Source organism: Algimonas ampicilliniresistens (assembly GCF_030159955.1).
In the GTDB taxonomy this organism is placed as follows: domain Bacteria; phylum Pseudomonadota; class Alphaproteobacteria; order Caulobacterales; family Maricaulaceae; genus Litorimonas; species Litorimonas ampicilliniresistens.
The window spans coordinates 1,065,813-1,090,972 of record NZ_BSNK01000001.1; the positions used below are offsets into that span (position 1 = coordinate 1,065,813).

26 protein-coding genes are annotated in these 25,160 nt (G+C 55.3%); 6 read left to right on the plus strand and 20 right to left on the minus strand.

Annotated features, from left to right (window positions below; translation table 11 throughout):
* Positions 1–264: 264 nt before the first annotated feature.
* The 5 genes from purB to QQL54_RS05005 all read right to left on the minus strand — a co-directional run bounded on the left by purB (position 265) and on the right by QQL54_RS05005 (position 5,164).
* On the minus strand, positions 265–1,590 hold the full coding sequence (purB, locus tag QQL54_RS04985) for an adenylosuccinate lyase (RefSeq protein ID WP_284388227.1): 1,326 nt from the start codon (positions 1,588–1,590) through the stop codon (positions 265–267).
* A 44-nt stretch (positions 1,591–1,634) separates the two neighbouring features.
* On the minus strand, positions 1,635–2,960 hold the full coding sequence (locus tag QQL54_RS04990) for a spinster family MFS transporter (RefSeq protein WP_284388228.1): 1,326 nt from the start codon (positions 2,958–2,960) through the stop codon (positions 1,635–1,637).
* Between the two features lie 124 nt (positions 2,961–3,084).
* Positions 3,085–3,912, minus strand: a complete 828-nt coding sequence (gene radC, locus QQL54_RS04995) for a RadC family protein (RefSeq protein ID WP_284388231.1) — start codon at positions 3,910–3,912, stop codon at positions 3,085–3,087.
* Complete coding sequence (gene map / locus QQL54_RS05000) at positions 3,902–4,723, minus strand: type I methionyl aminopeptidase (RefSeq protein ID WP_284388232.1); 822 nt, start codon at positions 4,721–4,723, stop codon at positions 3,902–3,904. The genes radC and map overlap by 11 nt, the downstream gene beginning before the upstream one ends.
* A 42-nt stretch (positions 4,724–4,765) precedes the next feature.
* Entirely contained in the window at positions 4,766–5,164 is a 399-nt protein-coding gene (locus QQL54_RS05005; protein ID WP_284388233.1) for a hypothetical protein, read from the minus strand.
* A gap of 211 nt (positions 5,165–5,375) precedes the next feature.
* Here QQL54_RS05005 and QQL54_RS05010 point away from each other — a divergent pair, with 211 nt between their 5' ends.
* From QQL54_RS05010 to QQL54_RS05035, 6 genes are all read left to right on the plus strand, one after another.
* Positions 5,376–5,933 (plus strand): F0F1 ATP synthase subunit delta, encoded by a 558-nt coding sequence (locus QQL54_RS05010; RefSeq protein WP_284388235.1) that lies wholly within the window; start codon positions 5,376–5,378, stop codon positions 5,931–5,933.
* A 63-nt stretch (positions 5,934–5,996) separates the two neighbouring features.
* On the plus strand, positions 5,997–7,538 hold the full coding sequence (gene atpA, locus QQL54_RS05015; protein ID WP_284388237.1) for a F0F1 ATP synthase subunit alpha: 1,542 nt from the start codon (positions 5,997–5,999) through the stop codon (positions 7,536–7,538).
* 9 nt (positions 7,539–7,547) lie between these two features.
* Positions 7,548–8,444: a F0F1 ATP synthase subunit gamma gene (locus QQL54_RS05020; protein WP_284388240.1), complete on the plus strand. Its 897-nt coding sequence runs from the start codon at positions 7,548–7,550 to the stop codon at positions 8,442–8,444.
* Between the two features lie 25 nt (positions 8,445–8,469).
* Positions 8,470–10,008, plus strand: coding sequence for a F0F1 ATP synthase subunit beta (gene atpD / locus QQL54_RS05025; protein WP_284388242.1), 1,539 nt, complete (start codon positions 8,470–8,472; stop codon positions 10,006–10,008).
* A gap of 20 nt (positions 10,009–10,028) precedes the next feature.
* A complete protein-coding gene (locus tag QQL54_RS05030) occupies positions 10,029–10,421 on the plus strand; it encodes a F0F1 ATP synthase subunit epsilon (protein WP_284388243.1) in 393 nt (130 codons plus the stop codon).
* A 41-nt stretch (positions 10,422–10,462) separates the two neighbouring features.
* Entirely contained in the window at positions 10,463–11,230 is a 768-nt protein-coding gene (locus tag QQL54_RS05035; RefSeq protein ID WP_284388245.1) for a metallophosphoesterase, read from the plus strand.
* A gap of 26 nt (positions 11,231–11,256) precedes the next feature.
* Here QQL54_RS05035 and QQL54_RS05040 read toward each other — a convergent pair whose 3' ends face one another.
* The 15 genes from QQL54_RS05040 to rpmA form a co-directional block, all read right to left on the minus strand.
* Entirely contained in the window at positions 11,257–12,171 is a 915-nt protein-coding gene (locus QQL54_RS05040; RefSeq protein ID WP_284388247.1) for a DUF2785 domain-containing protein, read from the minus strand.
* A gap of 31 nt (positions 12,172–12,202) precedes the next feature.
* Positions 12,203–13,498 (minus strand): TCR/Tet family MFS transporter, encoded by a 1,296-nt coding sequence (locus QQL54_RS05045; protein ID WP_284388250.1) that lies wholly within the window; start codon positions 13,496–13,498, stop codon positions 12,203–12,205.
* A 14-nt stretch (positions 13,499–13,512) separates the two neighbouring features.
* On the minus strand, positions 13,513–14,001 hold the full coding sequence (locus QQL54_RS05050; protein ID WP_284388252.1) for an RNA pyrophosphohydrolase: 489 nt from the start codon (positions 13,999–14,001) through the stop codon (positions 13,513–13,515).
* Complete coding sequence (locus QQL54_RS05055) at positions 13,998–15,188, minus strand: divergent polysaccharide deacetylase family protein (protein WP_284388254.1); 1,191 nt, start codon at positions 15,186–15,188, stop codon at positions 13,998–14,000. The genes QQL54_RS05050 and QQL54_RS05055 overlap by 4 nt, the downstream gene beginning before the upstream one ends.
* Positions 15,189–15,216: 28 nt before the next feature.
* The gene (locus QQL54_RS05060) at positions 15,217–16,461 is read right to left on the minus strand and encodes a S41 family peptidase (RefSeq protein ID WP_284388256.1); all 1,245 of its coding nucleotides are present in this window, start codon (positions 16,459–16,461) and stop codon (positions 15,217–15,219) included.
* 65 nt (positions 16,462–16,526) lie between these two features.
* Positions 16,527–17,849 carry a S41 family peptidase gene (locus QQL54_RS05065; RefSeq protein WP_284388258.1) on the minus strand — a complete coding sequence of 441 codons (1,323 nt, stop codon included), beginning with the start codon at positions 17,847–17,849 and terminating at the stop codon, positions 16,527–16,529.
* A 90-nt stretch (positions 17,850–17,939) separates the two neighbouring features.
* A complete protein-coding gene (locus QQL54_RS05070) occupies positions 17,940–19,103 on the minus strand; it encodes a murein hydrolase activator EnvC family protein (RefSeq protein WP_284388260.1) in 1,164 nt (387 codons plus the stop codon).
* Positions 19,104–19,159: 56 nt separating this feature from the next.
* Positions 19,160–19,630, minus strand: coding sequence for a 23S rRNA (pseudouridine(1915)-N(3))-methyltransferase RlmH (locus QQL54_RS05075; RefSeq protein ID WP_284388262.1), 471 nt, complete (start codon positions 19,628–19,630; stop codon positions 19,160–19,162).
* On the minus strand, positions 19,627–20,073 hold the full coding sequence (rsfS, locus tag QQL54_RS05080) for a ribosome silencing factor (protein ID WP_431355925.1): 447 nt from the start codon (positions 20,071–20,073) through the stop codon (positions 19,627–19,629). Before rsfS ends, QQL54_RS05075 begins: the two co-directional genes overlap by 4 nt.
* A gap of 53 nt (positions 20,074–20,126) precedes the next feature.
* Positions 20,127–20,714: a nicotinate (nicotinamide) nucleotide adenylyltransferase gene (gene nadD, locus QQL54_RS05085; RefSeq protein ID WP_284388264.1), complete on the minus strand. Its 588-nt coding sequence runs from the start codon at positions 20,712–20,714 to the stop codon at positions 20,127–20,129.
* Entirely contained in the window at positions 20,711–21,997 is a 1,287-nt protein-coding gene (locus tag QQL54_RS05090) for a glutamate-5-semialdehyde dehydrogenase (protein WP_284388265.1), read from the minus strand. The genes nadD and QQL54_RS05090 overlap by 4 nt, the downstream gene beginning before the upstream one ends.
* The gene (gene proB, locus QQL54_RS05095) at positions 21,994–23,094 is read right to left on the minus strand and encodes a glutamate 5-kinase (protein ID WP_284388267.1); all 1,101 of its coding nucleotides are present in this window, start codon (positions 23,092–23,094) and stop codon (positions 21,994–21,996) included. The genes QQL54_RS05090 and proB overlap by 4 nt, the downstream gene beginning before the upstream one ends.
* Complete coding sequence (obgE, locus tag QQL54_RS05100) at positions 23,091–24,137, minus strand: GTPase ObgE (RefSeq protein ID WP_284388269.1); 1,047 nt, start codon at positions 24,135–24,137, stop codon at positions 23,091–23,093. The genes proB and obgE overlap by 4 nt, the downstream gene beginning before the upstream one ends.
* 9 nt (positions 24,138–24,146) lie before the next feature.
* Positions 24,147–24,728: a GNAT family N-acetyltransferase gene (locus QQL54_RS05105; protein WP_284388271.1), complete on the minus strand. Its 582-nt coding sequence runs from the start codon at positions 24,726–24,728 to the stop codon at positions 24,147–24,149.
* A gap of 126 nt (positions 24,729–24,854) precedes the next feature.
* Positions 24,855–25,124 (minus strand): 50S ribosomal protein L27, encoded by a 270-nt coding sequence (gene rpmA, locus QQL54_RS05110; protein ID WP_284388273.1) that lies wholly within the window; start codon positions 25,122–25,124, stop codon positions 24,855–24,857.
* Between the last annotated feature and the right edge of the window lie 36 nt (positions 25,125–25,160).

Sequence of the window (25,160 nt, forward strand, 5' to 3'; positions counted from 1 at the left end):
TCGAATTGGCACGGTTGTTCTTAAGTTGAGCCAATGTGTGACGCAGGACGGTGAAGAAAATGGGAATCGCGCGGTAAGGCTCGATTCAGATTAGTTTCCAGATCAGTTAATTTCTGATCTAAGTCACTCAAATATATGCAAGAATTATTTTTGACTTTTTTCAGCCAGAACGAAAATCCCGACCTCAAGGGTCGGAATCTTTAAACTCAGCTAACCATAGCGCTATCGATTATAAACGTCGTGGTAACAACCATGACGCCGAGGTTACGAGAAAACCCGGCTGAAAATCGTATCGACATGTTTTAAATGATAGGCATCGTCGAACATGTCGTTGATTTGCTCGGTCGAGAGTAGCGCGGTCACGTCCGCGTCTTTGTGCAACAGGTCGCGGAATGTTCCGTCCCCCGCATTGCCCTCAGTTCGGAACAGCTCCCAAACCTTCATCGCATTACGTTGCACGAGGCGATAAGCGCTTTCGCGCTGCTCTCCAGCTTGGGTCAGAGCTAATAGAACACGCTGGCTATTATGGAGGCCACCGAGGCGGTCCATATTAGACTTCATCTTATCCGGGTAGATAACGAGTTTCTCGATAACGCCTGCAAGGCGGTGCAAAGCAAAGTCGAGATGTATGGTCGTATCGGGCGCGATGCCTCGTTCGACGGAGGAGTGGCTGATATCGCGCTCATGCCACAGGGCGACATTTTCCATCGCGGGCATGACCGCCATGCGCACCAAGCGAGCGAGACCAGTCAGGTTCTCGGTCAGGACCGGGTTGCGCTTATGCGGCATGGCCGAGCTGCCTTTTTGACCCTTGGAGAAAAACTCTTCGGCTTCCAGCACCTCAGTGCGTTGAAGGTGGCGGATTTCGACGGCGATGTTCTCAATGGAGGAGGCAATTACGCCCAAGGCTGCGAAATAGGCAGCGTGGCGATCGCGCGGAATGATCTGTGAGGAGACGGGTTCAATCGCGAGCCCCATTTTTTCAGCCACATGTTCTTCAACCGTTGGGTCGATATTCGCGAAGGTGCCAATCGCGCCAGAGATCGCGCAAACGGCTATCTCTTCTCTTGCTCTGACCAGTCGGTCACGGCCACGGGCGAACTCGGCATAGAAGCGGGCGAGCTTGATGCCCATTGTCGTCGGTTCAGCATGAATGCCGTGGCTACGTCCAATCGTAATCGTGTGCTTATGCTCTTCAGCGCGGGTTTTTAGAGCGGTCAGAACGCGGTCCATACCGACTAGCAATAGGTCGGTCGCGCGGGCCAGCTGAACAGATAGTGTCGTATCGAGAATGTCAGAACTCGTGAAGCCCTGATGGACGAAGCGCGCATCATCCCCGATAAATTCGGCTAAATGGGTCAGGAAGGCGATGACATCATGTTTGACCTCGCGTTCGATTTCATCGATCCGCGCCACATCAAACTCTGCAGCACCCCCCTTGTCCCAGATCGTCTTGGCGGATGATTTAGGGATCACGCCCAACTCTGCGAGCGCGTCGCAGCCATGCGCTTCAATCTCAAACCAAATGCGGTATTTAGAGGCCTGCGACCAGATCGCAGACATTTCGGGACGGGAGTAGCGGTCTATCATGCCCGCGTTCTAACGAAAGCGCGGGCAGAAGAAAGGGATGAGCTCTAGGTTTTCCCCGAATTCCTCGCATTGGCGGCAGTCCAGTCATTGGGCAAGGTCTTTGCCGTAATGAAGAAGAACAAGATGCTGATCGCATAGGGCACGGCCAGCCATGTCATTGCTAAGCGTAGCGCCTGCTCAGGCCCATGTTCAGGTGTCAGATGTTGACTGATCAACCCAATGATCGTCGGGCCACCGCCGAGGGCAATCATGTTCAGAATAAAGAAGAACAGGGCCGTGCTCATTGCGCGCATGCGGATTGGGGCCAGCGTTTGAGCCAAAGCGAAGGATGGTCCAAGATAAAAGCCGGCGGTGAGCGTGTAGAGCGCGATTAAGAGAATATGGATCGTCAGAGAGTCGACCCAAAAGGACAAAATGAGAGCCGGTGCGCCGATTAGAAGCGCCGCTCCGGGTAGCCAACCATAGGCACGAACGCTTTTCTTGCCGAGGCTATCCGCCCATTTCGCGCCAAAATAGGTGCCGGGTCCGTAAGCCAGTGCGTTCAAAACACCAAAGGCATACATAAGATTGCGGAAGGACTCGGGTGCCATGACTTCCGGCTTCCACCGCGCGATATAATCAATGCCCCAGTTAGAGACGGCGTAACCGCCAAAACTAACGAATGAGACGGCGAGGCACATGTTCCACCAACTCGGGATAGAAAGCAGTGTCTTTAGATTCTCACTAAACTTAACAGGATCCGCATCCGGATCGACGTCAACTGCGACGTCTTTGGCGCCGCGTTTGGGTTCCGGTACGATCAACATCAGTACGACAGCGAGTAGAATTCCGGGGACGCCGAGCGCGATAAGGACCCAGCGCCAGTTGGCGCCTTCCATGCTCAATAATGTTCCGGTCGCGAAATAGGCCGCCATGACACCGAGCGGGATACCGAGCGAATAGATGCCCAAGGCTGAGGCGCGCTCTTCCTTGGCGTAAAGATCGGAAATGATAGAGTGGGATGGCGGGCTGCCACCGGCCTCGCCAATGCCGACACCAATGCGAGCGAAGAGCATTTGGGCGAAGGTTTGAGCCATGCCGGTCAGAACTGTAAAGGCAGACCAAACCGCGAGTGAGATGGACACGATGCGGACGCGATTGAACCGATCAGCCAACAAAGCGATCGGAATGGCGACTGTGCAATAGAGAGCTGCGAAGGCTAGGCCTTTGAGCCAACCGAGCTGAGCGTCTGTGAATCCAAGATCAGCCTGGATAAAGGGGGAAACAATCCCGATGATCTGTCGGTCTAGGAAATTGAAGACATAGACCAGCGTTAGCAAGATGAGGACCGTTGATCGGCTCATCGTTTTTTTGCTTTTTTTTGCGCTCATCCCATTCCCCTTTTGATGGGTTCATGGGGGTAGTTGACGCAATGGGTCAAGGCGAGAAGTTCAATGTAAGACACTGATCTGTGCGAGAATGTTTTGAGCCAGAAAACCCAAAGTTCGTCGCGGCCTACATTAAGCCTAGCATCTTAAAGCTGGCCACATCTTCACGTCCGATCACAAGATGATCGTGAACGACAATGTCGATGGCTTTGGCGGTCTCTATAATGGACAGCGTCAATTCGATGTCTTGGCGGGACGGGGTTGGGTCGCCGGAGGGGTGATTATGCGCAAGGATGATCGCGGTTGCTTCGTGAACCAAGGCGCGCCGCACGATTTCCCGTGGGTAGACAGGCGCGCGATCAACCGTGCCGCGGCCCATAACTTCATCGGCAAGTAGGCGGTTCTTACGATCAAGGAACAAAACACGGAACTGCTCGCGTCCTTCAAATTGCATAGCGGCGCGGCAGTAATCGAGCAGGGCGTTCCAGCTGGATAGAACTGGGCGGTTTAACACTGAGCTTTGGCTGATGCGGATGCTGACTTGCTGGAGCAGCTTTAAATGCTGGGCCGTGTTGGGGCCGATCCCTTTTACCTGCGTCAGTTTTTCAACAGGGGCGGCAACGACTTCAGCGAGATTGCCAAAATTCGCGATGAGGTCTTTGGCAATCGGTTTGGTGTCGATGCGCGGCAAGACTTGAAACAGAATCAGCTCGAGCAGCTCATAATCGTCGAAGGCCTCAGCCCCACGCCGTACGAATTTATCGCGTAATCGGTCGCGGTGATCGTAATAATGCGGCTTGGGTACTTTGGCCGACTTAGTTTTCGGTTCGGCGGTTTCGTTCGCTTGGCCTTCGGGATTTACGGCAGTGTCAGTGCTTTCCGTTGCGCGTTTGAACAGGGCTTCGAACCCGTCCGTCGCCCGTTCATTTGAGTGCGGGCCTGTCTCAGGCGGCATAAGGCTTATGTAATCCGGTGGGGGAGAGCGTGAATATCTCGCAGCCATCCTTCGTCACACCAATCGAATGTTCGAATTGTGCCGTCAGCTTTCGGTCGCGCGTCACAGCCGTCCAACCGTCCGACAAGATTTTGACGCCCGCCCGACCCAGATTGACCATCGGTTCGATGGTGAAGAACATACCTTCGCGGATTTCTTCGCCTTCGCCGGGTCGACCATAATGGAGAATGTTCGGACTATCGTGGAACAATTGCCCTAGGCCGTGCCCACAGAAGTCTTCGACCACTGAATAACGTTCGCCTTCGACGAAGCTCTGAATGGCGTGGCCAATGTCGCCTGTCGTATTACCCGGTTTCACTGCGGCGATTCCAAGCATCAGCGCATCATAAGTAATGCCCATGAGCCGTTCCGCGCGTCGGTTGGGTTCGCCTGCCGCATACATACGCGACGTGTCGCCGTGCCAGCCATCCACGATAACGGTCACATCAATATTGAGTATGTCGCCATCTTTGAGCGGTTTAGGACCGGGAATACCATGGCAGACGACATGGTTGATCGAGGTGCAGAGCGAATGTTTATAACCGCGATAGCCCATCGTTGCGGGCAGTGCGCCGTGGTCTAGAATGAACGTGCGCGCTGCATCATCGAGATCGCCTGTCGTTACGCCGGGCTGAACCAGGGGCGCGAGGTGGTCGAGACATTCCGCCGCCAGTCGCCCAGCTTTGCGCATGCCTTCGAATCCGGAGGGTCCGTGGAGTTTGATAGCCCCATCGCGCAGGGCGGGGGCGTCAGCGGCGTCTATATAGTTCATCGAGCGGGTCATAGCAGCGAGGCGAAGGTGAGGCTAGTCTTGCTATCCTTCCCTGAGCGGGGGCGAAGATGTTGGGTCGTCACCTGTCTTTGGGTTTGGGATGAGGCGATCCATCCCACGATCGGTCAGCTGGCCCGCTATATTGCGGACTCGCGCCATACCTCGGCGCAGTCCACGTTCTAGAACAATGGCAACCCCACCGATCGCAAAGGGAATCAGAGCGGGTAGAGCTAATGTCCAATGCAAGCTCAAGGCGGCCACAGCCAAACCTATTATAAAGAGCGCGCAAAGTCCGATGATAGTCCAAAGAACGATATGGGCTATGAATAGCGGTGCCGTTACGCGCTCGATCGCCTGATCCTGGGCGAAACGTGCAGCCAGCCGAGCCGCAAGGCGTGGATCGCGACGCGCGCGAAAAATGGCAACGAGGTCCAATATCATCGCGACTCTATATAAGATCGAGGTCTTATTCGCCACGGGAAGGCTTATCTGACAACTTGTTTGTAAATGGCTGCCATTGCGTGGCAATCCATGGTTGGCAAAGCCGCAGGCCTTTGCTAGGCCGCGCGCGACCAACGGGCAGGGGTATATCTGCCAGTTTAGAGACACGCGCCGGAACGATTTCGGCCCTTTGATAACGGACACTCCAGACGTGACTTCAGATGATGTCATTACGGGCGAAGCCCCGCATCGCTATGCCGAAGCGCTGATTGACCTGGCAGGTGATGCCAAGTCATTGAAACGCGTGGAAAAAGACCTGAAATCCATCGCTCAAGCGTTTCAGGATAGTGACGACCTACGCCGCATGGCAGATAGTCCTGTCTTTGCGACGGACGATAAGGTTGCGGCGCTGACAGCGATTGCGAAGGCTGCAAAAGCCAGCCAGCTGACCCAACAATTTCTCGGTGTCGTCGCTGCGAATCGCCGCGCTGGCGATCTTCCCGCCATTATTGCTGCGTTTAACGACAAAGTTGCACTGCTTCGCGGTAGTCAAATTGCTAAAGTGACGTCGGCAACCAAATTGACACAGGCGCAACTGACCCAGCTTAAGAGCAAGCTCAAAGCTGAGACGGGACAACCTGTCGAAATCGAAACGGACATCGATCCTGAATTGTTAGGCGGCTTTGTCGTCAAACTAGGATCGCGCCTGTTCGATGCCTCACTTAAGACTAAGCTCGAGGACATGCGCCTCGTTCTCAAATCCGCCTAATCCCATTCGCTTAATCCAAGACGCCTGACGCGCATACGTTAAGACCGCAGAGGACTTCAATTCATGGACATTCGCGCCGCTGAAATTTCCACAATCCTGAAGCAGCAGATCAAGACTTTTGGCAAAGAAGCCAAAGTTTCTGATGTGGGCCAGGTTCTATCCGTCGGTGACGGGATCGCCCGTGTTTACGGCTTGGACAATGTCCGCGCCGGCGAAATGGTCGAATTCCCCGGTGGGATTAAGGGCATGGCTCTGAACCTCGAAACTGACAATGTCGGTGTCGTGATCTTCGGTGATGACCGCTCCATTAAAGAGGGCGACCAAGTTCGTCGTCTCGGTGAGATCGTTGACGTACCTGTCGGCAAAGGCTTGCTTGGCCGCGTTGTTGACCCGCTTGGTAACCCAATCGACGGCAAAGGCCCGATTGAAGCCACTGAACGCCGCCGTGTTGACGTCAAAGCGCCAGGCATCATTCCTCGTAAATCTGTGCATGAGCCGGTTCAGACTGGTATCAAAGCCATCGATGCGTTGATTCCGATTGGCCGTGGCCAGCGCGAGCTGATCATTGGTGACCGCCAGACGGGTAAGACGGCTGTTGCGATCGATGCGATTCTAAACCAGAAATCGGCATTCGACGACGACCGTGAGAACGACAAACTCTACTGTATCTATGTCGTTATCGGCCAAAAGCGCTCCACCGTGGCGCAGCTCGTCAAGACACTCGAAGAAAATGGCGCGATGGATTACTCCATTGTTGTTGCTGCCACGGCCTCTGAGCCTGCACCGCTGCTTTACCTCGCACCATTCTCTGGTTGTGCGATGGGCGAATATTTCCGCGATAATGGCATGCATGCCCTGATCGTTTATGATGATCTGTCCAAACAGGCTGTGGCTTACCGTCAGATGTCTCTACTGCTGCGTCGTCCTCCGGGCCGCGAAGCCTATCCTGGCGACGTCTTCTATCTGCACTCCCGTCTGTTGGAACGTGCGGCCAAGATGAACGAAGATAATGGCGCGGGTTCGTTGACGGCTCTGCCGATCATTGAGACGCAGGGTAACGACGTGTCGGCCTTTATTCCGACCAATGTGATCTCGATTACAGATGGCCAAATCTTCCTTGAGACTGATCTGTTCTTCCAAGGTATCCGCCCAGCGCTTAACGTCGGTCTGTCCGTGTCCCGTGTGGGATCATCCGCTCAGATCAAAGCGATGAAACAGGTTGCGGGTCCGATTAAAGGCGAGTTGGCTCAGTACCGCGAAATGGCGGCCTTCGCCCAGTTCGGTTCCGATCTCGACGCGTCCACTCAGGCCCTTTTGGCTCGGGGTGACCGCCTCACAGAACTGCTCAAACAGCCGCAATTCTCGCCACTCGAAGTCGAAGAGCAAGTTGTTGTTCTTTACGCCGGTACGCGTGGGTATCTCGCCAAGGTCGCCGTTGGCGACGTGCAAGATTACGAAGCTAAATTGTTGGCCCACCTTCGCAATGATCAGACGGCGTTGCTAAGCGATATCGCGAAGCAGAAAAAGCTGACGGATGAGATCGAAGGCAAGATGAAGGACGTTCTTGAAGCGTTTACGTCGGGCTATACGGCGGCCAAGGCTTAAGGACCTCCCATGGCCTCTCTCAAAGAGCTCAAAAACCGGATCTCCAGCGTTAAAAACACGCAGAAGATCACGCGGGCCATGCAAATGGTTGCGGCGGCTAAATTGCGTAAGGCGCAGGAAGCCGCTGAAAGCGCGCGCCCCTATGCCGAGCGTATTCGCGGCGTGATTTCCAATCTGGCCAGTTCGATGGGTGAGGGCGGAGACGCTCCGAAACTCCTCGTCGGCAACGGAAAGCAGGACACGGTCCTTCTAGTCGTGGCCACGGCGGATCGTGGTCTTTGCGGCGGCTTCAATACCAACATTGTGCGCAAGGCGCGCGAAGAGATTGTGGCGTTGGAGCGGGCTGGTAAAACTGTGAAGCTCTACCTCATCGGTAAAAAGGGCTATGATCAGCTTAACCGCCTCTATCACGATCATATCGTCAAATATATTTCGCTGAAAGAAGAGCGCACGCTCCATGCGGGCATTGCGCGCAATATTGGCGAGGACGTGACGTCCATGTTCGAAGCGGGCGAGTTCGATGTTGCGAAGCTAGTCTTTGCCAACTTCAAAAATGTCATGGAACAAGATCCGGTCGCACAGACTATCATTCCGGCCAATGCGTCTATCGAAGTCACAGAGGACGAAACGTCTGGTCTGGATTTGAACGGCGCGATCTACACATACGAACCTGACGAAGCGGGTATCTTACGCGTGCTCTTGCCGCGCTCCATCAATACGCAAATTTTCTCAGCTTTGCTGGAAAACCAAGCGGGCGAGATGGGCTCTAAGATGGCGGCGATGGATAATGCGACCCGCAACGCTGGCGAGATGATCGATAATCTAACGATGACCTTTAACCGGACGCGTCAGGCTAAGATTACCTCAGAACTCATTGAAATCATTTCAGGCGCGGAAGCGCTTTAACCGCATAGCTGACAGGAAAGACCCGATGGCGATTGCTCCTAAGAAAACGACGGCGAAAAAACCCGCTGCCAAAAAAGCCCCGGCCAAAAAGGCTCCGGCTAAGAAAGCGCCTGCAAAGCGCACACCGAAGAAAGCGGCTAACGCAAACCGCGTCGCGACTGGCAAAATTAGCCAAGTCATTGGCGCTGTTGTCGACGTAGTGTTTGAAGGCGATTTGCCGCAAATTCAGAACGCGCTGGAAACCGATAATAACGGCTCGCGCTTGGTCCTCGAAGTGGCACAGCACCTCGGCCAAAGCACAGTTCGTACCATCGCTATGGATGCAACTGAAGGTCTTGTTCGCGGTCAAGCTGTAACAGATTTGGGCTCTCCGATTACCGTCCCTGTTGGACCGGAAACGCTCGGTCGCATCATGAACGTCATTGGCGAGCCGATCGACGAACGCGGTCCGATCACATCGAAAGTGGTGGCCCCAATCCACAAAGCGGCTCCACCTTTCGTGGACCAAGCGACCGACACTGAAGTCCTCGCGACGGGTATCAAAGTCATCGACTTGCTTTGCCCTTACGCCAAAGGCGGTAAGATCGGCCTGTTCGGCGGTGCTGGTGTTGGTAAGACGGTTTTGATCATGGAATTGATCAACAATATCGCCAAACTGTTCGGTGGTTACTCTGTGTTTGCCGGAGTGGGTGAGCGGACCCGTGAAGGGAACGACCTTTATCACGAGATGATCGAATCCAAAGTGATCAACTTGGACGGCGAAAGCCGCGCGACGCTGGTCTATGGCCAGATGAACGAGCCTCCCGGAGCCCGCGCTCGTGTTGCTCTGACAGGTCTGTCGCAAGCTGAGTATTTCCGCGATGAAGAAGGCAAAGACGTTCTGTTCTTCGTCGATAACATTTTCCGCTTTACGCAAGCTGGTTCCGAAGTGTCCGCTTTGTTGGGCCGCATTCCATCCGCTGTGGGCTATCAGCCAACATTGGCGACCGAAATGGGCGTCATGCAGGAACGGATTACGTCCACGCATAAAGGCTCGATTACGTCTGTTCAGGCGATTTACGTGCCAGCCGATGACTTGACTGACCCAGCGCCAGCCACATCATTTGCTCACTTGGATGCGACGACAGTTCTGAACCGGGCTATTTCGGAAAAGGGTATCTACCCGGCCGTTGACCCGCTCGACTCCACATCACGTATTCTAGAGCCTCGGACAGTTGGCCAAGAACATTACGAAGTTGCCCGTCAGGTTCAGGAAATTCTTCAGCGCTACAAAGCTCTGCAAGACATCATTGCCATTCTCGGCATGGATGAGCTGTCGGAAGAAGATAAACTTGTCGTTGCGCGCGCCCGGAAGATCGAGAAGTTCCTGTCACAACCGTTCGACGTGGCCGAAATCTTCACCGGTTCCCCAGGTATCCAAGTGCCGCTTGAAGAAACAGTCCGTTCCTTCAAAGGCGTGGTCGAAGGTGAATATGATCACCTGCCTGAGCAAGCGTTCTACATGGTCGGTGGTATCGATGATGTGATTGAAAAAGCGGCCAAAATGGCAGCGGACGCGGCGTAAGGCCCCAAGGGTTTCTGGTTATGTCCGATACGCTCACATTCTCTCTCGTCTCACCTGAGCGCGAGCTGTTCTCTGGACAGGTTGATCAAGTCGACTTGCCAGGGACCGAAGGCAATCTCGGTATTCTGCCGGATCATGCACCGCTGATGGCGGCGATCCGTACGGGCGCAATCACGGTCTATGCTGACGGCAAAGAAGAACAGTTCTTCGTTCAGGGCGGCTTCGCCGATGTGACTCCAGCCGGGCTAACCGTGCTGGCGGAACGGGCAACACCGATGGCTGACGTCAATCGCGATGATTTGCAGTCAGAGATCGATAGAGCCCGTGCCAATCTCGAAACCCTTGAGGATGAGGGCGCTCTGGCGGCTCAACAGAATATTGACGGCCTAGAAGCTCTCTTCAACATGGTCTGATGCGCACTCTGCGTTTTGTATTTGTATTTGGAGCGGCCCTTGTGGCCGCTCTTTTCATTTATGCATGGCAAGTTGAGCCAAAGCGTCTCGAAGTTCGCCGTATGACGATTGGACAGGGAGATGCCGTTTTACGCGTCGCTCTGGTTGCGGATCTTCATTTCGGAGGGATCCATTTGTCGCCGGGCCGAGTGCGCGAAATTGTCAAGCGCATCAATCGCGAGCAAGTGGATGTTACTCTGATACCGGGTGATTTCATCAATGGTCACACAGCTCGCGCAGAGATGATTACTGAAGATTTAGCAGAAATTTCCGATAGTTTTTCGGCCTTGCAAGCAATCAATTCTAGACTTGTGGCGACCCTCGGAAATCATGACACTTGGCACGGGGTAGAAGCTGTTAGAGTCTCGCTTGAGCGCGTTGGTTTCGTGGTTCTCGACAACCAGTCTCTTCGAATTGATGGATTTTGCTATGTTGGATTAGCGGATAGCGACACAGCCAGTCCATCACGCGACGCCTTTAATGGTTGTGAGACGGGTGATACTATAATTGCCTTGATGCATTCGCCAGATGCGCGGCACCTCTTACCTGGAAACACGGCGTTGGCTGTCGCGGGTCACACACATGGCGGGCAGGTTAATCTCCCGATCCTTGGACGCGCTGTAACCAGTACTCAGTGCGGAAAACCGTGCGCTTACGGCCTGATTCAAAATCGGCCTCCGCTTATCGTCAGTAGCGGAATTGGTACGTCTATCCTGCCAATCCGCTTTCGAGCTGCACCTGAAATCGTGATTATCGATTTGCGAGAATGACGTTCTGTCGACGGACTATGTTGGTCCTAAGGCAAAGCCCGCATCGCATCCGTGACGGGATCAAGCATGAGTTTGAGATTCTCGTTTGAGCTGACCGATGCATTGATGAAGAGCTCCTGCAAGAACGCTTTCACATTATGCAGGCGAGCGAGTTCGGCCTCTGACGAAAATGCGTCTCCCCAACTCTCCAGTGGTGCGGGATCAATGAGCGGAGCGAGCCATGCGGTCCAATCTTCTGCTGTCAGTTCGCCAGCCATCGCCACAAAAAGTGCCGGTCTCGCTAATCGTCCCGGTTCGCCGTGAATATAGGCATGACCATTAGCGGCTGCGACTTGAGACTGAACAGCGCTGAGGATCTCGCCACGTTGTCCCTGTGTTAGCGCGGGGTTGAGGGATAGTTGCATGAGCCAGTCCGCGCTGTGCGCCACACCGTGACGCCAGCCTTCAGTGTCAGAATAGCCACGATAGTCATCGACTGAACGAAGATATTGCCCCGCGCTCGAGACGAGATCAGTGCGCTCAGCGTCTGACATCCATGCGTCCACTCGGTCCGTTCGAGACACTTCAGCCAGAACGAGGGCTGCAAATGGACGCGTAAATCCGTTGGGGTCATCAGAACCAATGCCTTCAAGGAGTTGGTCACGGAGCTGTCTGATGTGCTCGGCATCCAGATCGCCGCCTCTAAACAGCTGGGTCAGCCCCTCATAAGCCAATCCGTCACGGATCACCGGGTCAGGATCACCCAGACAACCAATAAGCGCGCTGGCCATTTGTGTTCTAGCGGCCGGCGTGAGCGTGTCGAATTCGGTCGACTTGGCATCTTGCATGGCTTCGATGGTCATGCCGGCTGGCGCGCAACTTTTCGCCTCGGCGGTTGAACAGGATGCAAAGGCGAGGGCTGACAGCGCCGTCGCTGCCCATAAAAATTTAGAATGTGTCATGGCGTTGTGATGAGCCGCTTTTTAGGGAAACTCAAGTTTCGGCCGGACTGGCTTGGGGAGAAGCACCATCGACCTCAGCCGTCTTCACGTCGCTCAAACGCGCCGAGCGGTCTTCTTTGGTAGTCACGACCATCATGGCGATAAAGGCTAGGAATGCGAGCGCTGCCGCCACTAAAAAAGGCGCGCCCGGCATGTAAATGGGCGCGGTTTCTGGATCAGCAAAGACGTAAAAGACCCATGTCAGGAGGAGCGGGCCGATCATCATGGCAAGCCCCTGAGCTGCGCCAATGGCGCCCTGCAGCTCCCCTTGTTCGGTATCGTTGACGCGAATACTCATCATATTGGTGAGAGACGGACCATATAGACCAGCGAGCGCTGCAAAAGGCCCCGCAGCGTAGACAATCCAGCCTTGGCTAGCATTGCCCAAAATCGCGTAACCAAGCACAGCCCCGCCAATACCGATTAGCCCAGACCAGAACAGGCCGATCTTTGGAATGATAATGCGGATCAGATAGCCTTGAACAAACAGGCTGGCCAAACCGAAAGCACCGAGCGAATTCCCGACATCCTTGGGCGTCCAGCCCAGTGCCTCCTGAGTTGATAGTGTGTAGGTACTGGGGTAGACTGTGTGAGCGAGAGCCAACAAAAAGAAGACGAAGAGTAACCCCCGAACACCGGAGATGCGGCTTAAGCTTTTTAACGTGCCGGCTGCATTGGATCGACGAACATTAAACGCCCGTCTTTTCTCGGGCTTATGCGTTTCGGGAAGAACCAAGACGCCATAGACAAAGTTCAAGGCACAAATCACGCCGGCAGCGAAGAACGGAACCCGGGGCCCGAACTCGCCGAGCCAGCCGCCAAGAACGGGGCCCAAGATAAAGCCCGCGCCAAACACAGCCCCAACTAAGCCAAAGTTCTGCGCTCTTAATTCTGGTGGGCTGACGTCGGCGATATAGGCATTGGCGGTAGAGAAGGTTGCGCCGAACGCGCCAGAAATCGCGCGGCCTAGATAAAGTATGGCGACGGTTGGCGCGATAGCCATCAAAAAGTAATCGATGGCAAGGGCACCGACGGAGAAGAGCATGACCGGTCTGCGACCATAGGCGTCGGACAGTCCGCCTACGATTGGCATTGATATGAACTGCATCACCGCAAAAATGAAGGTCATGCCGCCCAGATGCAGCGCAACCTGATTATTCTCCAAACCGGTGAGGGATTTGATTAATTCGGGCAGAACCGGGATCATGATCCCGAACCCGACCGCATTGATGGCGACCGTGATCAGAACGAAGACTAGGGCATTACGGTCTTTGAAGCTGGTCGACATTGACGCGGCTTAGCTCATGATTTGGGGGTCGCATACTGCGTAAACTCAATCACTAGCCGCTCATAAACGTCGCGTTTAAAGGGGATCACCTTAGCGGGCGTTTTATGCATCTTGGCCCACTTCCACTCGGAAAATTCTTGACTGCCGTGGGTGGTCAGATTGAAATGGCTCGCATCGCCGTGGAATCGATAAGCAAACCAGCGCTGCTTCTGCCCTGCATATAGACGACCCTTTTTCGGGGCCATGCCTTCCGGAAAGTCATAATATAGCCAATCCTCGACGACGCCTAAGGGCGACAGATGCGCGATTGTGATTCCCGTTTCTTCCCATAATTCTCTCAAGGCCCCGAATTCGGCACTTTCGCCTGCGTCCAAACCGCCTTGCGGAAACTGCCAACTATGGGTCCCGGTTTCGCCAAAGCGGCGTCCCAACCAGACCCGACCTTTCGCGTTAAACAAGCAGACACCCACGCAAGGTCGATATCGGGAGGGGTCTCGGTTCATTTTAAAGTCGCCGTTGCGGGAACAAGGATCAATCCATTATCAGATAGAGTTGCGGCCCAACCTTTCACTGCATCAAGTGTCTGAGGGTAGACGAAACCCACACCGACAGCGCCGGACCCGCTTTTGGCCTCAGCGATCAACGTGTCGAGCTGTTGGTTGATCAAGGCTCGGTCCGGTGCTGGGTCAATGATTCCAAATGCGGTGTTGTAGGGCAGGGACAGGGATTGCGATAAGGCGGGGAGTGACGGCGCATCAAATGCCCCGTCAATAAACAGGCCCAGACCGGAGGCCTTCAACTCTGTCAGGATAGGGCTAACTGCATCGCTTCGGCGCAGGAAGGCCTCGCCATTATAATTGATGACGCCCGCATAACCCTGCGCCCTCGATAAAAGGTAATGCAGGTTTCGCCGATTGTCAGGGACGCTGGCCGCCGTCCGGAGCGTCCTATCCGAGCCGGATTCCTGCGCGTCAAACGCCTCGCTTTCCATGGGGAGTTCTAGAAGGACTTCGTGGCCGGCAAGACGAGCTTTGTTGATCCAGCCTTGCAAACCGGGGGCGTGGGCCGCGAAAGACAAGGTGATTTCGGGTGGCAACTCATCAATCGCCCGCAATGTCAGGGGCGCATTGATGCCGAGACCGCCGATGATGACTGAAACGGGTTTGCTATCAAGGTCCGTTTTGTCTGCGCCGCGATAGGTTTCCAAGGGTGTGACCCCGGCTCCGTTTGGCGCGGGTATCGGCCCAAATTCGCTTGAGCGCGTCAGGGATGGATCAAGGGGTGTCGGGGCCGGGCGCGGATCAGGGAGGCGGATCGTCTTTGATTTTGGGGATGCGGGTTTAGATGCGGCGGGACTGGATGGTGTTGGATTACCGAGTGCATCTGTCGTGACAATCGAGTCCGTCGGATTGTCTCCCATCGGAACTGTGGCCGCTAACAGGTCGGGCAAGTCACTATTGTTACGATCAAGCGGTGACGGGATCTGGTCTTCCGGCAAGGTCGCAACGGACACAGTGCCTTTCGGAACGGCATCATCGTCATTGCCAAACAGCTGGGCCCAAACCAAGGGCAGGCCGATCAGTAGAATCAGAAAAATGAGCGCGAGGCTGAGGTGATGACGACGTTTCGGTAGAACGATTGACTGCCGTCGTCGCGGCACATTTCGCCTCAGATGATCATTCCGATTCATGGATCGCTCTTAAGGCGAGCCGGGGGCGCTAGTCGAGGTCGGACTGGGCGTCGAGCAGCGTTTGATATTGGGAAGATTTCAACACATCGACGGCCGTCTTGAGTTGGAAATCTTCCGTTTCGGGGAATGTTTCCGGTGGGAATGTAACCGCGTCATAATCTTCTTCATATTCTGACGCATCTATGTTGATCAGCGCATTGGGTAGGCTGTCTTCTCTGAAACGGCGACGCAGCTCTCCTGTGTCGTCAAAGGCTGAGACGAGGAAATCAGGCATGATCCCGCGTCCTTGAATGCTTTTGCCCGACGGAGTGTAGTATTTTTGAGTCGTCAGCCGTAACGCCCCTCTTTTGCCTGGCATGGGAATGACGGACTGCACGGATCCTTTGCCGAAAGACCGGCGGCCAACCACAACGGCACGACCTCGGTCCTGTAACGCCCCAGCTAGAATTTCGGCTGCACTGGCTGAACCCGGCGACACAAGAACGACAATCGGTGTTCCGGGAAGTAACTCACCATCCTCGGCGTGATAGCGTTCCGTATCGACGTCTTGACGCCCCCGAACCGACAAAACTTCACCGCCATCCAAGAATAAACCCGACACAGATACGGATTGGGTCAACAATCCGCCGCGATTACCTCTTAGGTCGATGATCAAGCCGGGAAGTGGATCACCTAACTCAGCCTTGAGTTCATTGATGGCTTTGGTCAGGTCATCGGTCAGTTTGGTGTTATTGAAACTCTCAATCAGGACATAGCCAAGTCCATCTTCTACCCGGTGTCGGATCGCCCGGCCTCGCACTTTTTGACGCACAACGGTCAGGTCACGCGTACCTGTTTCGGGGCTCATCACGGTGACAATGACTGGATCGCCCGCGAGTCCCCGAATTCCTTCGACAGCCTCATCGAGGTTTTTGCCAACAATGGACTCGCCTTCGACGGCTGTAATGAAGTCGCCGGACCGGATACCGGCTTGGAAAGCAGGACCATCTTCCAGCGCGTAGTTAATCTTGATCATCCCCTCTTCCATCGTCACTTCGATGCCGAGGCCGCCATATTCGCGCCGAGCGGCCTTAACCTGTTCGGTGAACGCGACAGGTGGAACATAGCCGGAATGTGGGTCGAGCTTGGCCAATGCACCTTGCAAGGCCCCTTCGATAAGCGCCTGCGTTTCTACAGGCTCGACATAATCGGATTCCACAATCGCCAGCACATCCGCCAAAATTTGCATTCTGTCATAAGATGGTGGATCGATCTTGTCGCGTTCATTGGCCATAGACCAGCTAGCGCCCAGAAAGACGGCCGCGCAAAGCCCAGCAGCAAAACCGTGCTTAAGTGACACTAGTTCTGCAGCTCGGCCAAGCGTTGCGTATAGCGACCGGACTTGATCAGCTCGACGGCTCGTTGAAGTTGGTAATCATCCTGCACGTCGAAATCTTCCGGTGGAAAGTCGATCACAGTCTCTTCTGTATCGAGGTCTTCCGCCGCCTCACTATCCTCATTCTCGATTGAGTTGGGGAGATCTGACTCGCTCAGTCGATCATGATCTTCGCCATCGTCGGGAATAGACGAGACGTAAAGATCAGGGTCGATACCTGTTCCCTGAATGGACCGCCCAGCTGGCGTATAATAACGCTGGGTTGTGAGGCGTAGCGCGCCGTCGCGACCGCCCCGCAGTGGGATAAGAGATTGCACGGAGCCCTTACCGAAACTTGTCATGCCGAGCACGAGACCCCGGCCGCGATCTTGGATAGCGCCGGCCACGATCTCAGATGCTGAAGCGGATGCTTCGTCAATCAAGACAATCACTGGCACGTCGCGAAGCAACTGGCCGGGCGCCGCATCATAACTCTCCAGATTGGCTCCATCGCGTCCTCGCGTGGAGACGACTTCGCCGCCATCAAGAAAGGCGGAGGAAACTTTAATCGACTGATCCAGAAGGCCGCCTGGATTAGTGCGAACGTCCAAAACAAGGCCCGGAAGCTCACCGCCGATTTGACGACGAAGCTCAGTGATCGCGCCTTCTAATCCGGGGGCGGCTTTCTCATTGAACTGGCTGATCCGGATATAGGGGACACCATCCTTAATTTCGTAAGTGACGACTTCGCGATTCACCTCGCGCCGGATCAGCGTTATCTCACTGGGCTCTTCATCCGCTCGAGCGATTGTTATGGTAACGGACTCGCCGGCTTTTCCTCGGATCTTGTTGACGGCTTCAGTTAGCGACAGACCCAGAACTGTTTCACCGTTGATTTCTGTGATGTAATCGCCCGATTCAATCCCGGCCTCCTTGGCGGGTGTTCCGTCGATCGGAGAGACGACTTTAACGTAGCCTTCTTCCTGCGTGACCTCCATGCCGACACCAACATAGCGTCCGGATGTTTGCTCTTGCAGTCGTAGCCAATCTTCAGGGTTGACGTATGAGCTATGCGGATCGAGCGATTGCAACATACCGTTGATTGCATCTTCAATGAGCTGACCGTCTTCAACCTCGACGACATAGTCACTACGAACCCGCGCCATGACATCGGCGAAAAGATCTAATTGTTCAAATGTGTCAGAGTAGGAGGGCTTCTCGACAGCCATTGCGGCTTGGTTTGCTGTGGAAAAGGCAAAAAGCCCCAAAGCGGCCACAGTTCCAACAACCGGCAATACATATTTCATCGCGCGTCTCCTTAACGACATCATACCTATAACTGGTTTCAAGCCGTTTCCAGTCAATTTGCTGCGATTGCCATGCCAACTTACCAGGGTTTAACCCCGTCGGCCCATCCAGGGCTCTGGATCGATGGAACGGCCATTGCGGCGCAGTTCAATATAGAGCGGTGTCCGTCCGCTCGTGCCAGGCATCAATCCAACCGGTTCACCGCGCCTCACGATCTCATTCGTGTTCACATAGGTCTGACCAAGGCCTGTCAGTAAAAGATAATAACCATCGTTCATGTTCAAAATGACAACGCGGCCATAGGTTTTGAACGGACCTGCAAATTCAACCCGACCCGCATAGGGGGCGATAACCTGCCCACCGCTCCGCGCTGAGTAGGTCTGACCTTTTTCGCCCCGACCAAATCCCAATGTCATCGTGCCAGAGACGGGCCGCACCATGCCGCCTTTCGATTCCGCAAAACGCGTTGTTCCGGGCGGTAGTCTGATCGGCCCTGAACTTGGTCTCTCACTAGGTTTCTGGCCCGGTTTCAAACGCGGAGTCACATCGTCCGGAATGGCGCTGATCCGTTCGAGTAATTCGCGCAACGTATCGGCTTCTGCAGCCAAGCGCGCCGCATTCGACCGAGCTTTGTCTTCTTCTGTCTCAATCGATTTGCGGAGTTTCTCTTTACTCGCGACGAGGACTTCCGTCTCGTTACGGCGGCGGGACAGCTCCGCTGCATTGGCCTTCAACTCGGATTGTCGGAGAGCCGCTTCGTCGCGCGTTCTGACAAGATCATCGGTCAATCTTATGGTTACGTTTGCGCGGTCTTGTAATTGCGATGAGAGCAGCTCGATCATCGTCGCGGCCTGCGCGGTGCGAACGGCATCATCCGGATCCATGAGGGTGATCGCACTGGGCGCGAGTTGAAGGCGTTGCAAAGAGGCGAGTAAATTCAGAGTTTGAAGTCGGTTCGCTTCCAACTCTGTTTCCAACTGTGTGATCCGAGACGTAACTTCAATCACGCGATTAGCCAGTCTTCCGCGCTCGCGTTCATAGGCCTGAGTTTGCCGCGTATGTCGGGCCAGCTCTGCTTTGAGCGCCTCAATTTCTTGCGTCACTTTGGTTCGTTCAGCCTTGAGACGAACTTCGGTTTTCCGGGCTTCGGCTTCGGCTTGAGTCAGCGTGTCGAGCTCGCCCGCTTGCTGGGCGTAACATGGCTCAGCAAATGCAAAAACGAACAGGGCCAAAGCTGATATGGCGGTGCGCATGCTACGCTCATCTGTGTCCCGACGAGTCGCGTCAATCCCGCTTTTCAGTCTGGTTATTAGTCGCGATGATATGGCGAACCCGCCAAGATCGTCAAAGCCCGGTAGATTTGTTCGGCCAGCATGACTCTGACAAGTTTGTGGGGCCAAGTCTGAGACCCAAAGGAGATTTTTCTGACGCCGCTGGGAAGGGCGGAGGGGTCAAATCCGTCAGCGCCGCCGATCAGGAAAATGGCGGACGGTGTGCCGTCATCTCTTAGGCGCGCCAGCGTGGAGGAGAGCTGCCGTGAGGTGAGCGGTTTCCCTCGCTCATCGAGGATAAAGATTGTGGCGCCGTCTGGAAGACTGGCCATGAGTTTTGCGGTTTCCTCTGATCGGTCACGACACTTTCCAAGGTCGACCGATTGCTCTTCTACATCGAGAAAGCCTAAACCCCGGGCGAGAGAGCGGGCGCGGTTCCGATAGTCATCAACAAGATTACGCTCTGGCCCGGACCGCATGGCCCCACCGGCACGCAGGATCAGTTTCACTCTGACGGATCGGCCGGTGCCTGTTCAGACATCTCGCGTAAACCATCCGGCAGAGGCACGGACCAAATCTTCTCCAGATTATAGAAGACCCGGACTTCGGGACGGAAAATATGCAGGATGACATCGCCGCCATCGATCAAAACCCAGTCCTGACCCTCTTGGCCTTCCGTACCAATATCTTTGAATCCAGCCTGTTTCATGCCGCGGATTACATAGTCGGCCAAGGCGCCGACATGGCGATTGGAACGACCGGATGCGACGACCATATAGTCAGCAATCGATGATTTTCCACGAATGTCGATCTCGAGGATGTCCTGAGCGGAGTTTTCATCGAGAATATCCCGGACATAGGTCGACAGCGCATCTGAATCAGTATGCAGTTTTAGCGCTTCTGGCGTGCCAGCGTCGAAGTAGGTCTTATGGGCGGCGGGGGTGCTGGACAGGGTCTGTCTCCTTTTGAATCGACGGGCGCATTAGCACATCAAACGCGCGGGGACTATGTCGGGTCTGCAGCTCTGTGTTTGCGGATTGCAGACGATGAAATCGGGTTGAGTGGTAGGGTCAGATAGGTCCAAGCGGGTGCCTGACGGTTCTTGAGCGTGTGCGCTTGGTTTTCAGGAATACGCGCGCTCGCCATCTGGCTTGCAACGCGGCCCAACCGGGCGCGAAGCGGCTCACCGGGACGGGCGATGACGGCAATGGGGATTTGCGAGAAAAGGGCCTGCCAATCCTTCCACAGCGGCATCTGCGCAAGATTGTCAGAGCCAATTATATAGACGAAGCGTGTCCGAGGTTGCCGTCTTCGTAACTGGCGTAGCAAATCGATCGTGTATTGGGTTTCTAATTGGCTCTCAATGTGGCTGATTTTCATCGCATAGGGGAGGTTGAGCGCCTCAATGGTTTGCGCTCGGCTCTGAACTGCGGGCTGACTAGGCTTAAGCGGGTTTTGCGGGCTAACCATCCACCAGACTTGGTCCAGACCAAGTTCGCGCAAACCAGCGTCCGCCACATGGCGATGCCCGGCGTGAGCAGGATTGAACGACCCGCCAAACAGGCCAATAGCAGGGCCTGATAGACGGTTCACGGACGCAAGGTTCCTTGTCCAGTTACTTGATATTTATAACTTGTCAGATGTTTAGCGCCAACGGGTCCACGCGCATGGAGACGGCCCGTTGCGATACCGATTTCGGCACCAAAGCCGAACTCGCCGCCATCGGCAAATTGGGTCGAGGCATTATGCAGGACAATGGCGCTATCAACTTCCGCGAGGAAATGCGCTGCAGCGACTTCATCACGGGTAACGATCGCGTCGGTATGCCCAGACCCATGTTTCGCAATGTGGGCGAGGGCGCTTTTGAGGTCATCAACGATGGCCAAGTTCAGTATAGCGGCAAGATGCTCTGTGTCGAAGTCCTCAGATGAGGCAGGCTTGATATTACCGTCAATGACGCATGCTCTGGCGTCACCCCGAACCTCACATCCAAGCCCGGTCAGGGCCGGTATCAAATCGGCGATAACGTCTGTGGCGATAGCTTCATCAATCAGAACTGTTTCAGTCGCCCCGCAAATGCCGGTTCGGCGCATTTTTGCGTTCAGCACAATGTCTTTGGCCATATTCAGATCTGCGCCTGTGTGGACGTAGGTGTGGTTGAGACCGTCCAAGTGAGCGAGTACGGGCACGCGCGCATCTGTCTGAACCCGCGACACCAGCCCCTTGCCGCCGCGCGGAATGATGAGGTCGACGGTGCCCGACAGACCGCCCAGCAGGTGACCGACCGCGCCCCTGTCCTGTGTACCCAGCAAGTGCACGCAGGCGGCGGGCAGTTTGGCCGCGTTCAAACCCTCTTGGACGGCGCCGAAAATGGCGCGGTTAGACCGCACAGCCTCTGATCCGCCGCGCAGGATCACGGCATTGCCGGACTTCAGGCATAGGGCGGCTGCGTCTGCGGTCACATTTGGCCGACTTTCATAGATCATCCCGATTACCCCAATCGGGACGGCAACTTTGCGGAAGTTAAGCCCATTAGACTGTGTCCAGCTTTCGAGGACCTGTCCAAGCGGGTCCGGCTGTTCTGAAATTGAGATGACGCTCGCAGCGATCGCTTTAACGCGGTCCTCATTGAGCGTGAGGCGGTCGATCATCGCATCAGATAGACCGCGCGCTTTGGCGTGCTCCACGTCACTTGCATTGGCCGACAAGATGGCGTCGGATTGGTCTGTCAGCGCCTTGGCCATCGCCAATAGCGCTGTCGTTTTCATCTCTGACGACGCCGTGGCAAGTTCACGCGAGGCGGCGCGGGATGCGTGACCGACGGTCTGCATATAATCAGACAGAGACGAAAAATTATCAGGATTAAAGTCTGTCATAACATGACCAGATTGTCTCTATGGACCACGACGGGGCCAGCCGGATGGGTGATGTTTTCAGATCGAAGACCACAGATGGGCGCAAGATCTTGGCTGTCATAGGATGACAGCCCCCGCGCAATTTCCCGCCCGTCCGACATCCTTATTCCGACCGTGTCGCCTTTGCTGAAATGGCCTGAAATAGAGGACAGCCCAGCGGCGAGTAGACTTCGCCCGGACCGTAATGCGGTTTCTGCGCCTGTGTCGATCAGCAGCGTCCCGGATGGGGCCAAACTGCCTGCGATCCACTGCGCTCTGGCCCCTTTGGGGTCACTGGCAGCACGGAAAATCGTGTGTCTTGCGCCCGTCCCCAATAGGCCGAGCGCGCCATCTTTTGTACCATCGCAAATAATCATGTCGCAGCCAGCGCTCATACAGATTTTTGCGGCCAAGAGTTTGGTTGCCATGCCGCCGGATCCGACGCCGCTATCAGCGTTCGCGTCGCCGCCCATCGCCAGAATAGTCTCATCAATCACACTCACGTCGTCGATATGTTCGGCTGTGTCTGACTGGCGTGGATCGGACGTGTAAAGCCCGTCGACATCAGACAGCAGGATCAAAAGATCGGCCCCGATCATCTGGGCAGTCCGTGCTGCGAGCCGGTCATTGTCCCCATAGCGGATTTCCTGCGTCGCGACCGTGTCGTTTTCATTGACGACCGGGACGACATTAAGATTCAAAAGCGTGCTCAGCGTCGCTCGAGCATTGAGCCAGCGTCGGCGATCTTCTGTGTCGTCTAAAGTCAGCAGGGCTTGCGCTGATCGGTGTCCAAAGGCCGCGAGGGCATCATCATAGGCGCGGGTCAGAATCGATTGCCCGACAGCGGCACAGGCTTGCTTTTGCGCCAGAGACAATTCGGATCGGTTCATTTTCAAGGCTTCACACCCCAGCGCAATGGCACCGGATGACACGATGATGACTTCCGTGCCGTTTGATTGCAGAACTGAGATGTCGCCACAAAGCCGTGTCAGCCATGATCGACGCAAAGCCCCATCTTGAACGAGGAGGGCAGAGCCGACTTTTACGACAATCCGTTTATAGGGCGTCAGTTGGGTCACACGGGCGACCAACCTGCACTTTCATCAACGACGGGGGCGCGTTCGGCGACACGGCGTTTGTCGACATATTGATAGACCGAAGAGAGCAGGGGTTTCAGGCCCTGCCGTGCCACTGACGAGATCAGAAAAACCGTCTGACCACACGCTGCCTCTAGCTCATCCTTTGCAACGGCTAATTCCTCGTCGTCGAGTGTCTCGCACTTGGTGAGAGCAACGATTTCGGGCTTATCCGTCAGCCCTTCGCCATAGGCGTCCAGTTCGCCGCGAATGACGCGGTAACTCTCGGCAGGGTCCGGTGCCGTGGCATCAACAAGGTGCAAAATAGCCGCGCAGCGCTCGACATGGCCGAGAAAACGGTGACCTAGGCCGGCCCCCTCTGCGGCGCCTTCTATCAAGCCGGGCAGATCCGCGAGAACGAACCGCTCTGCAGGTCCAAGGTCGACGACGCCGAGATGTGGATGCAGGGTCGTAAAGGGATAGTCGGCCTGCTTTGGCTTCGCCGCTGATACCGCCGCGAGGAACGTCGATTTCCCGGCATTGGGAAGACCTACGAGGCCCGCATCGGCGATCACTTTCAATCGGAACCACACCCAACGTTCTTCGCCGGGTTCGCCGGGATTGGCTGTTCGAGGAGATTGATTGGTCGCAGATTTGAACCGCGTATTGCCCCAACCGCCATTACCGCCCTTGGCCAACATCACACGCTGCCCATCTTCGGTTAGGTCCGTCAGAACTTCGTCAGTTTCAGCGTCAATCACTTGCGTGCCAATGGGTACGCGAAGAACTTCGTCCTGTCCGGCTGCGCCGGTACGGTCGCGGCCCATACCGTGTGTGCCCGTTCCGCCTTTGACATGTTGGCGAAAGCGATAATCGATCAACGTGTTGAGATCTTGAGTGGCCTCAACATAGACATGGCCACCCCGGCCCCCATCACCGCCATTGGGTCCCCCAAAGGCGATGTATTTTTCACGGCGGAACGAAATGCTACCCGCCCCGCCATTGCCGGAACGGACATAGATTTTGGCTTGGTCAAGGAACTTCATAGCGTGCTCTTAAGGGGTCTCGCGGGAGGCGGCTAGGGCCGTGACGGCCCCACGGCTAGATTGCAAATCGACAGGGCTGTCCGGTAGGATGAAATTCCAGAGACTACGACGCTCCATACGCCCTAGTGAGTAGCCGCTTGTAACAGCTTCATCCTGTTTGAAGCCGCATTTTAGCAATACATGGCGACTGCCCGGATTATCGGTGAAGACACTCGCATGGAGTGGCTGCTTTGGGTGATTTCGTCGGAAAGCCTCGGCAATTTTGGTAACGGCCTCAGTCGCCAATCCGCGGCCCCAAGCCGTACGAGCGAGGGCGTAGCCAATTTCCCAATGACCGCCGATGCGGAACAAACCCATACTGCCAATCAAAACGTCCTTTTCGGTGATGGCCCAATCATAGGCGTGACCGAGAGCCGTCCGAATTCGAGCTATCTCAATGAAGCCCTGAGCTGAAAGGCGGTCATACTGGGTTGGAAAGCTGGACGTCATGCGTGTCACGGCCGGATCGGCTACGATTGAACGAAACGCAGGGGCATCCGATATTTCGAACGGTCGAAGGACCAAACGCTGTGTTTTCAGAACTGCATCCATTTCAGCCTCCAAAGGCAAGTGGAGCAGGGAAGAGGGCAATAAAAAAGGGAAACCGGGTGACCCCGGTTTCCCTGCTTATTCGCAACGGGGTCGTCCTATCGGGCGACCCTTGAAAAAGAGCGGTCGCTACTCTGCGGCTAGGGCTACCGGCTCAATATTGACGTAGGTACGGTTGTTGCGTTTTTTCGTAAACGCCACTTTGCCACCTTCGAGCGCGTAGAGCGTGTGGTCCTTGCCCATACCGACATTGATGCCAGGATAGTATTTGGTGCCACGCTGGCGGATGATGATGTTGCCCGGAATGACGGCTTCGCCACCGAATTTTTTGACGCCAAGGCGGCGGCCTGCGGAGTCGCGGCCGTTATTGGACGAGCCGCCTGCTTTTTTATGTGCCATGTCGGTCTCCTGTCGTTCTTGATAGGGTAGGCGAGA

Excerpts from the sequence above, each read along its gene's own strand:
- purB (WP_284388227.1), bottom strand. The coding sequence starts at position 1,590 with ATGATAGACCGCTACTCCCGTCCCGAAATGTCTGCGATCTGGTCGCAG.
- QQL54_RS04990 (WP_284388228.1), bottom strand. The coding sequence starts at position 2,960 with ATGAGCGCAAAAAAAAGCAAAAAAACGATGAGCCGATCAACGGTCCTC.
- radC (WP_284388231.1), bottom strand. The coding sequence starts at position 3,912 with ATGCCGCCTGAGACAGGCCCGCACTCAAATGAACGGGCGACGGACGGG.
- map (WP_284388232.1), bottom strand. The coding sequence starts at position 4,723 with ATGAACTATATAGACGCCGCTGACGCCCCCGCCCTGCGCGATGGGGCT.
- QQL54_RS05005 (WP_284388233.1), bottom strand. The coding sequence starts at position 5,164 with ATGATATTGGACCTCGTTGCCATTTTTCGCGCGCGTCGCGATCCACGC.
- atpA (WP_284388237.1), top strand. The coding sequence starts at position 5,997 with ATGGACATTCGCGCCGCTGAAATTTCCACAATCCTGAAGCAGCAGATC.
- QQL54_RS05020 (WP_284388240.1), top strand. The coding sequence starts at position 7,548 with ATGGCCTCTCTCAAAGAGCTCAAAAACCGGATCTCCAGCGTTAAAAAC.
- atpD (WP_284388242.1), top strand. The coding sequence starts at position 8,470 with ATGGCGATTGCTCCTAAGAAAACGACGGCGAAAAAACCCGCTGCCAAA.
- QQL54_RS05030 (WP_284388243.1), top strand. The coding sequence starts at position 10,029 with ATGTCCGATACGCTCACATTCTCTCTCGTCTCACCTGAGCGCGAGCTG.
- QQL54_RS05040 (WP_284388247.1), bottom strand. The coding sequence starts at position 12,171 with ATGACACATTCTAAATTTTTATGGGCAGCGACGGCGCTGTCAGCCCTC.
- QQL54_RS05045 (WP_284388250.1), bottom strand. The coding sequence starts at position 13,498 with ATGTCGACCAGCTTCAAAGACCGTAATGCCCTAGTCTTCGTTCTGATC.
- QQL54_RS05050 (WP_284388252.1), bottom strand. The coding sequence starts at position 14,001 with ATGAACCGAGACCCCTCCCGATATCGACCTTGCGTGGGTGTCTGCTTG.
- QQL54_RS05055 (WP_284388254.1), bottom strand. The coding sequence starts at position 15,188 with ATGAATCGGAATGATCATCTGAGGCGAAATGTGCCGCGACGACGGCAG.
- QQL54_RS05060 (WP_284388256.1), bottom strand. The coding sequence starts at position 16,461 with ATGGCCAATGAACGCGACAAGATCGATCCACCATCTTATGACAGAATG.
- QQL54_RS05065 (WP_284388258.1), bottom strand. The coding sequence starts at position 17,849 with ATGAAATATGTATTGCCGGTTGTTGGAACTGTGGCCGCTTTGGGGCTT.
- QQL54_RS05070 (WP_284388260.1), bottom strand. The coding sequence starts at position 19,103 with ATGCGCACCGCCATATCAGCTTTGGCCCTGTTCGTTTTTGCATTTGCT.
- QQL54_RS05090 (WP_284388265.1), bottom strand. The coding sequence starts at position 21,997 with ATGACAGACTTTAATCCTGATAATTTTTCGTCTCTGTCTGATTATATG.
- obgE (WP_284388269.1), bottom strand. The coding sequence starts at position 24,137 with ATGAAGTTCCTTGACCAAGCCAAAATCTATGTCCGTTCCGGCAATGGC.
- QQL54_RS05105 (WP_284388271.1), bottom strand. The coding sequence starts at position 24,728 with ATGGATGCAGTTCTGAAAACACAGCGTTTGGTCCTTCGACCGTTCGAA.
- rpmA (WP_284388273.1), bottom strand. The coding sequence starts at position 25,124 with ATGGCACATAAAAAAGCAGGCGGCTCGTCCAATAACGGCCGCGACTCC.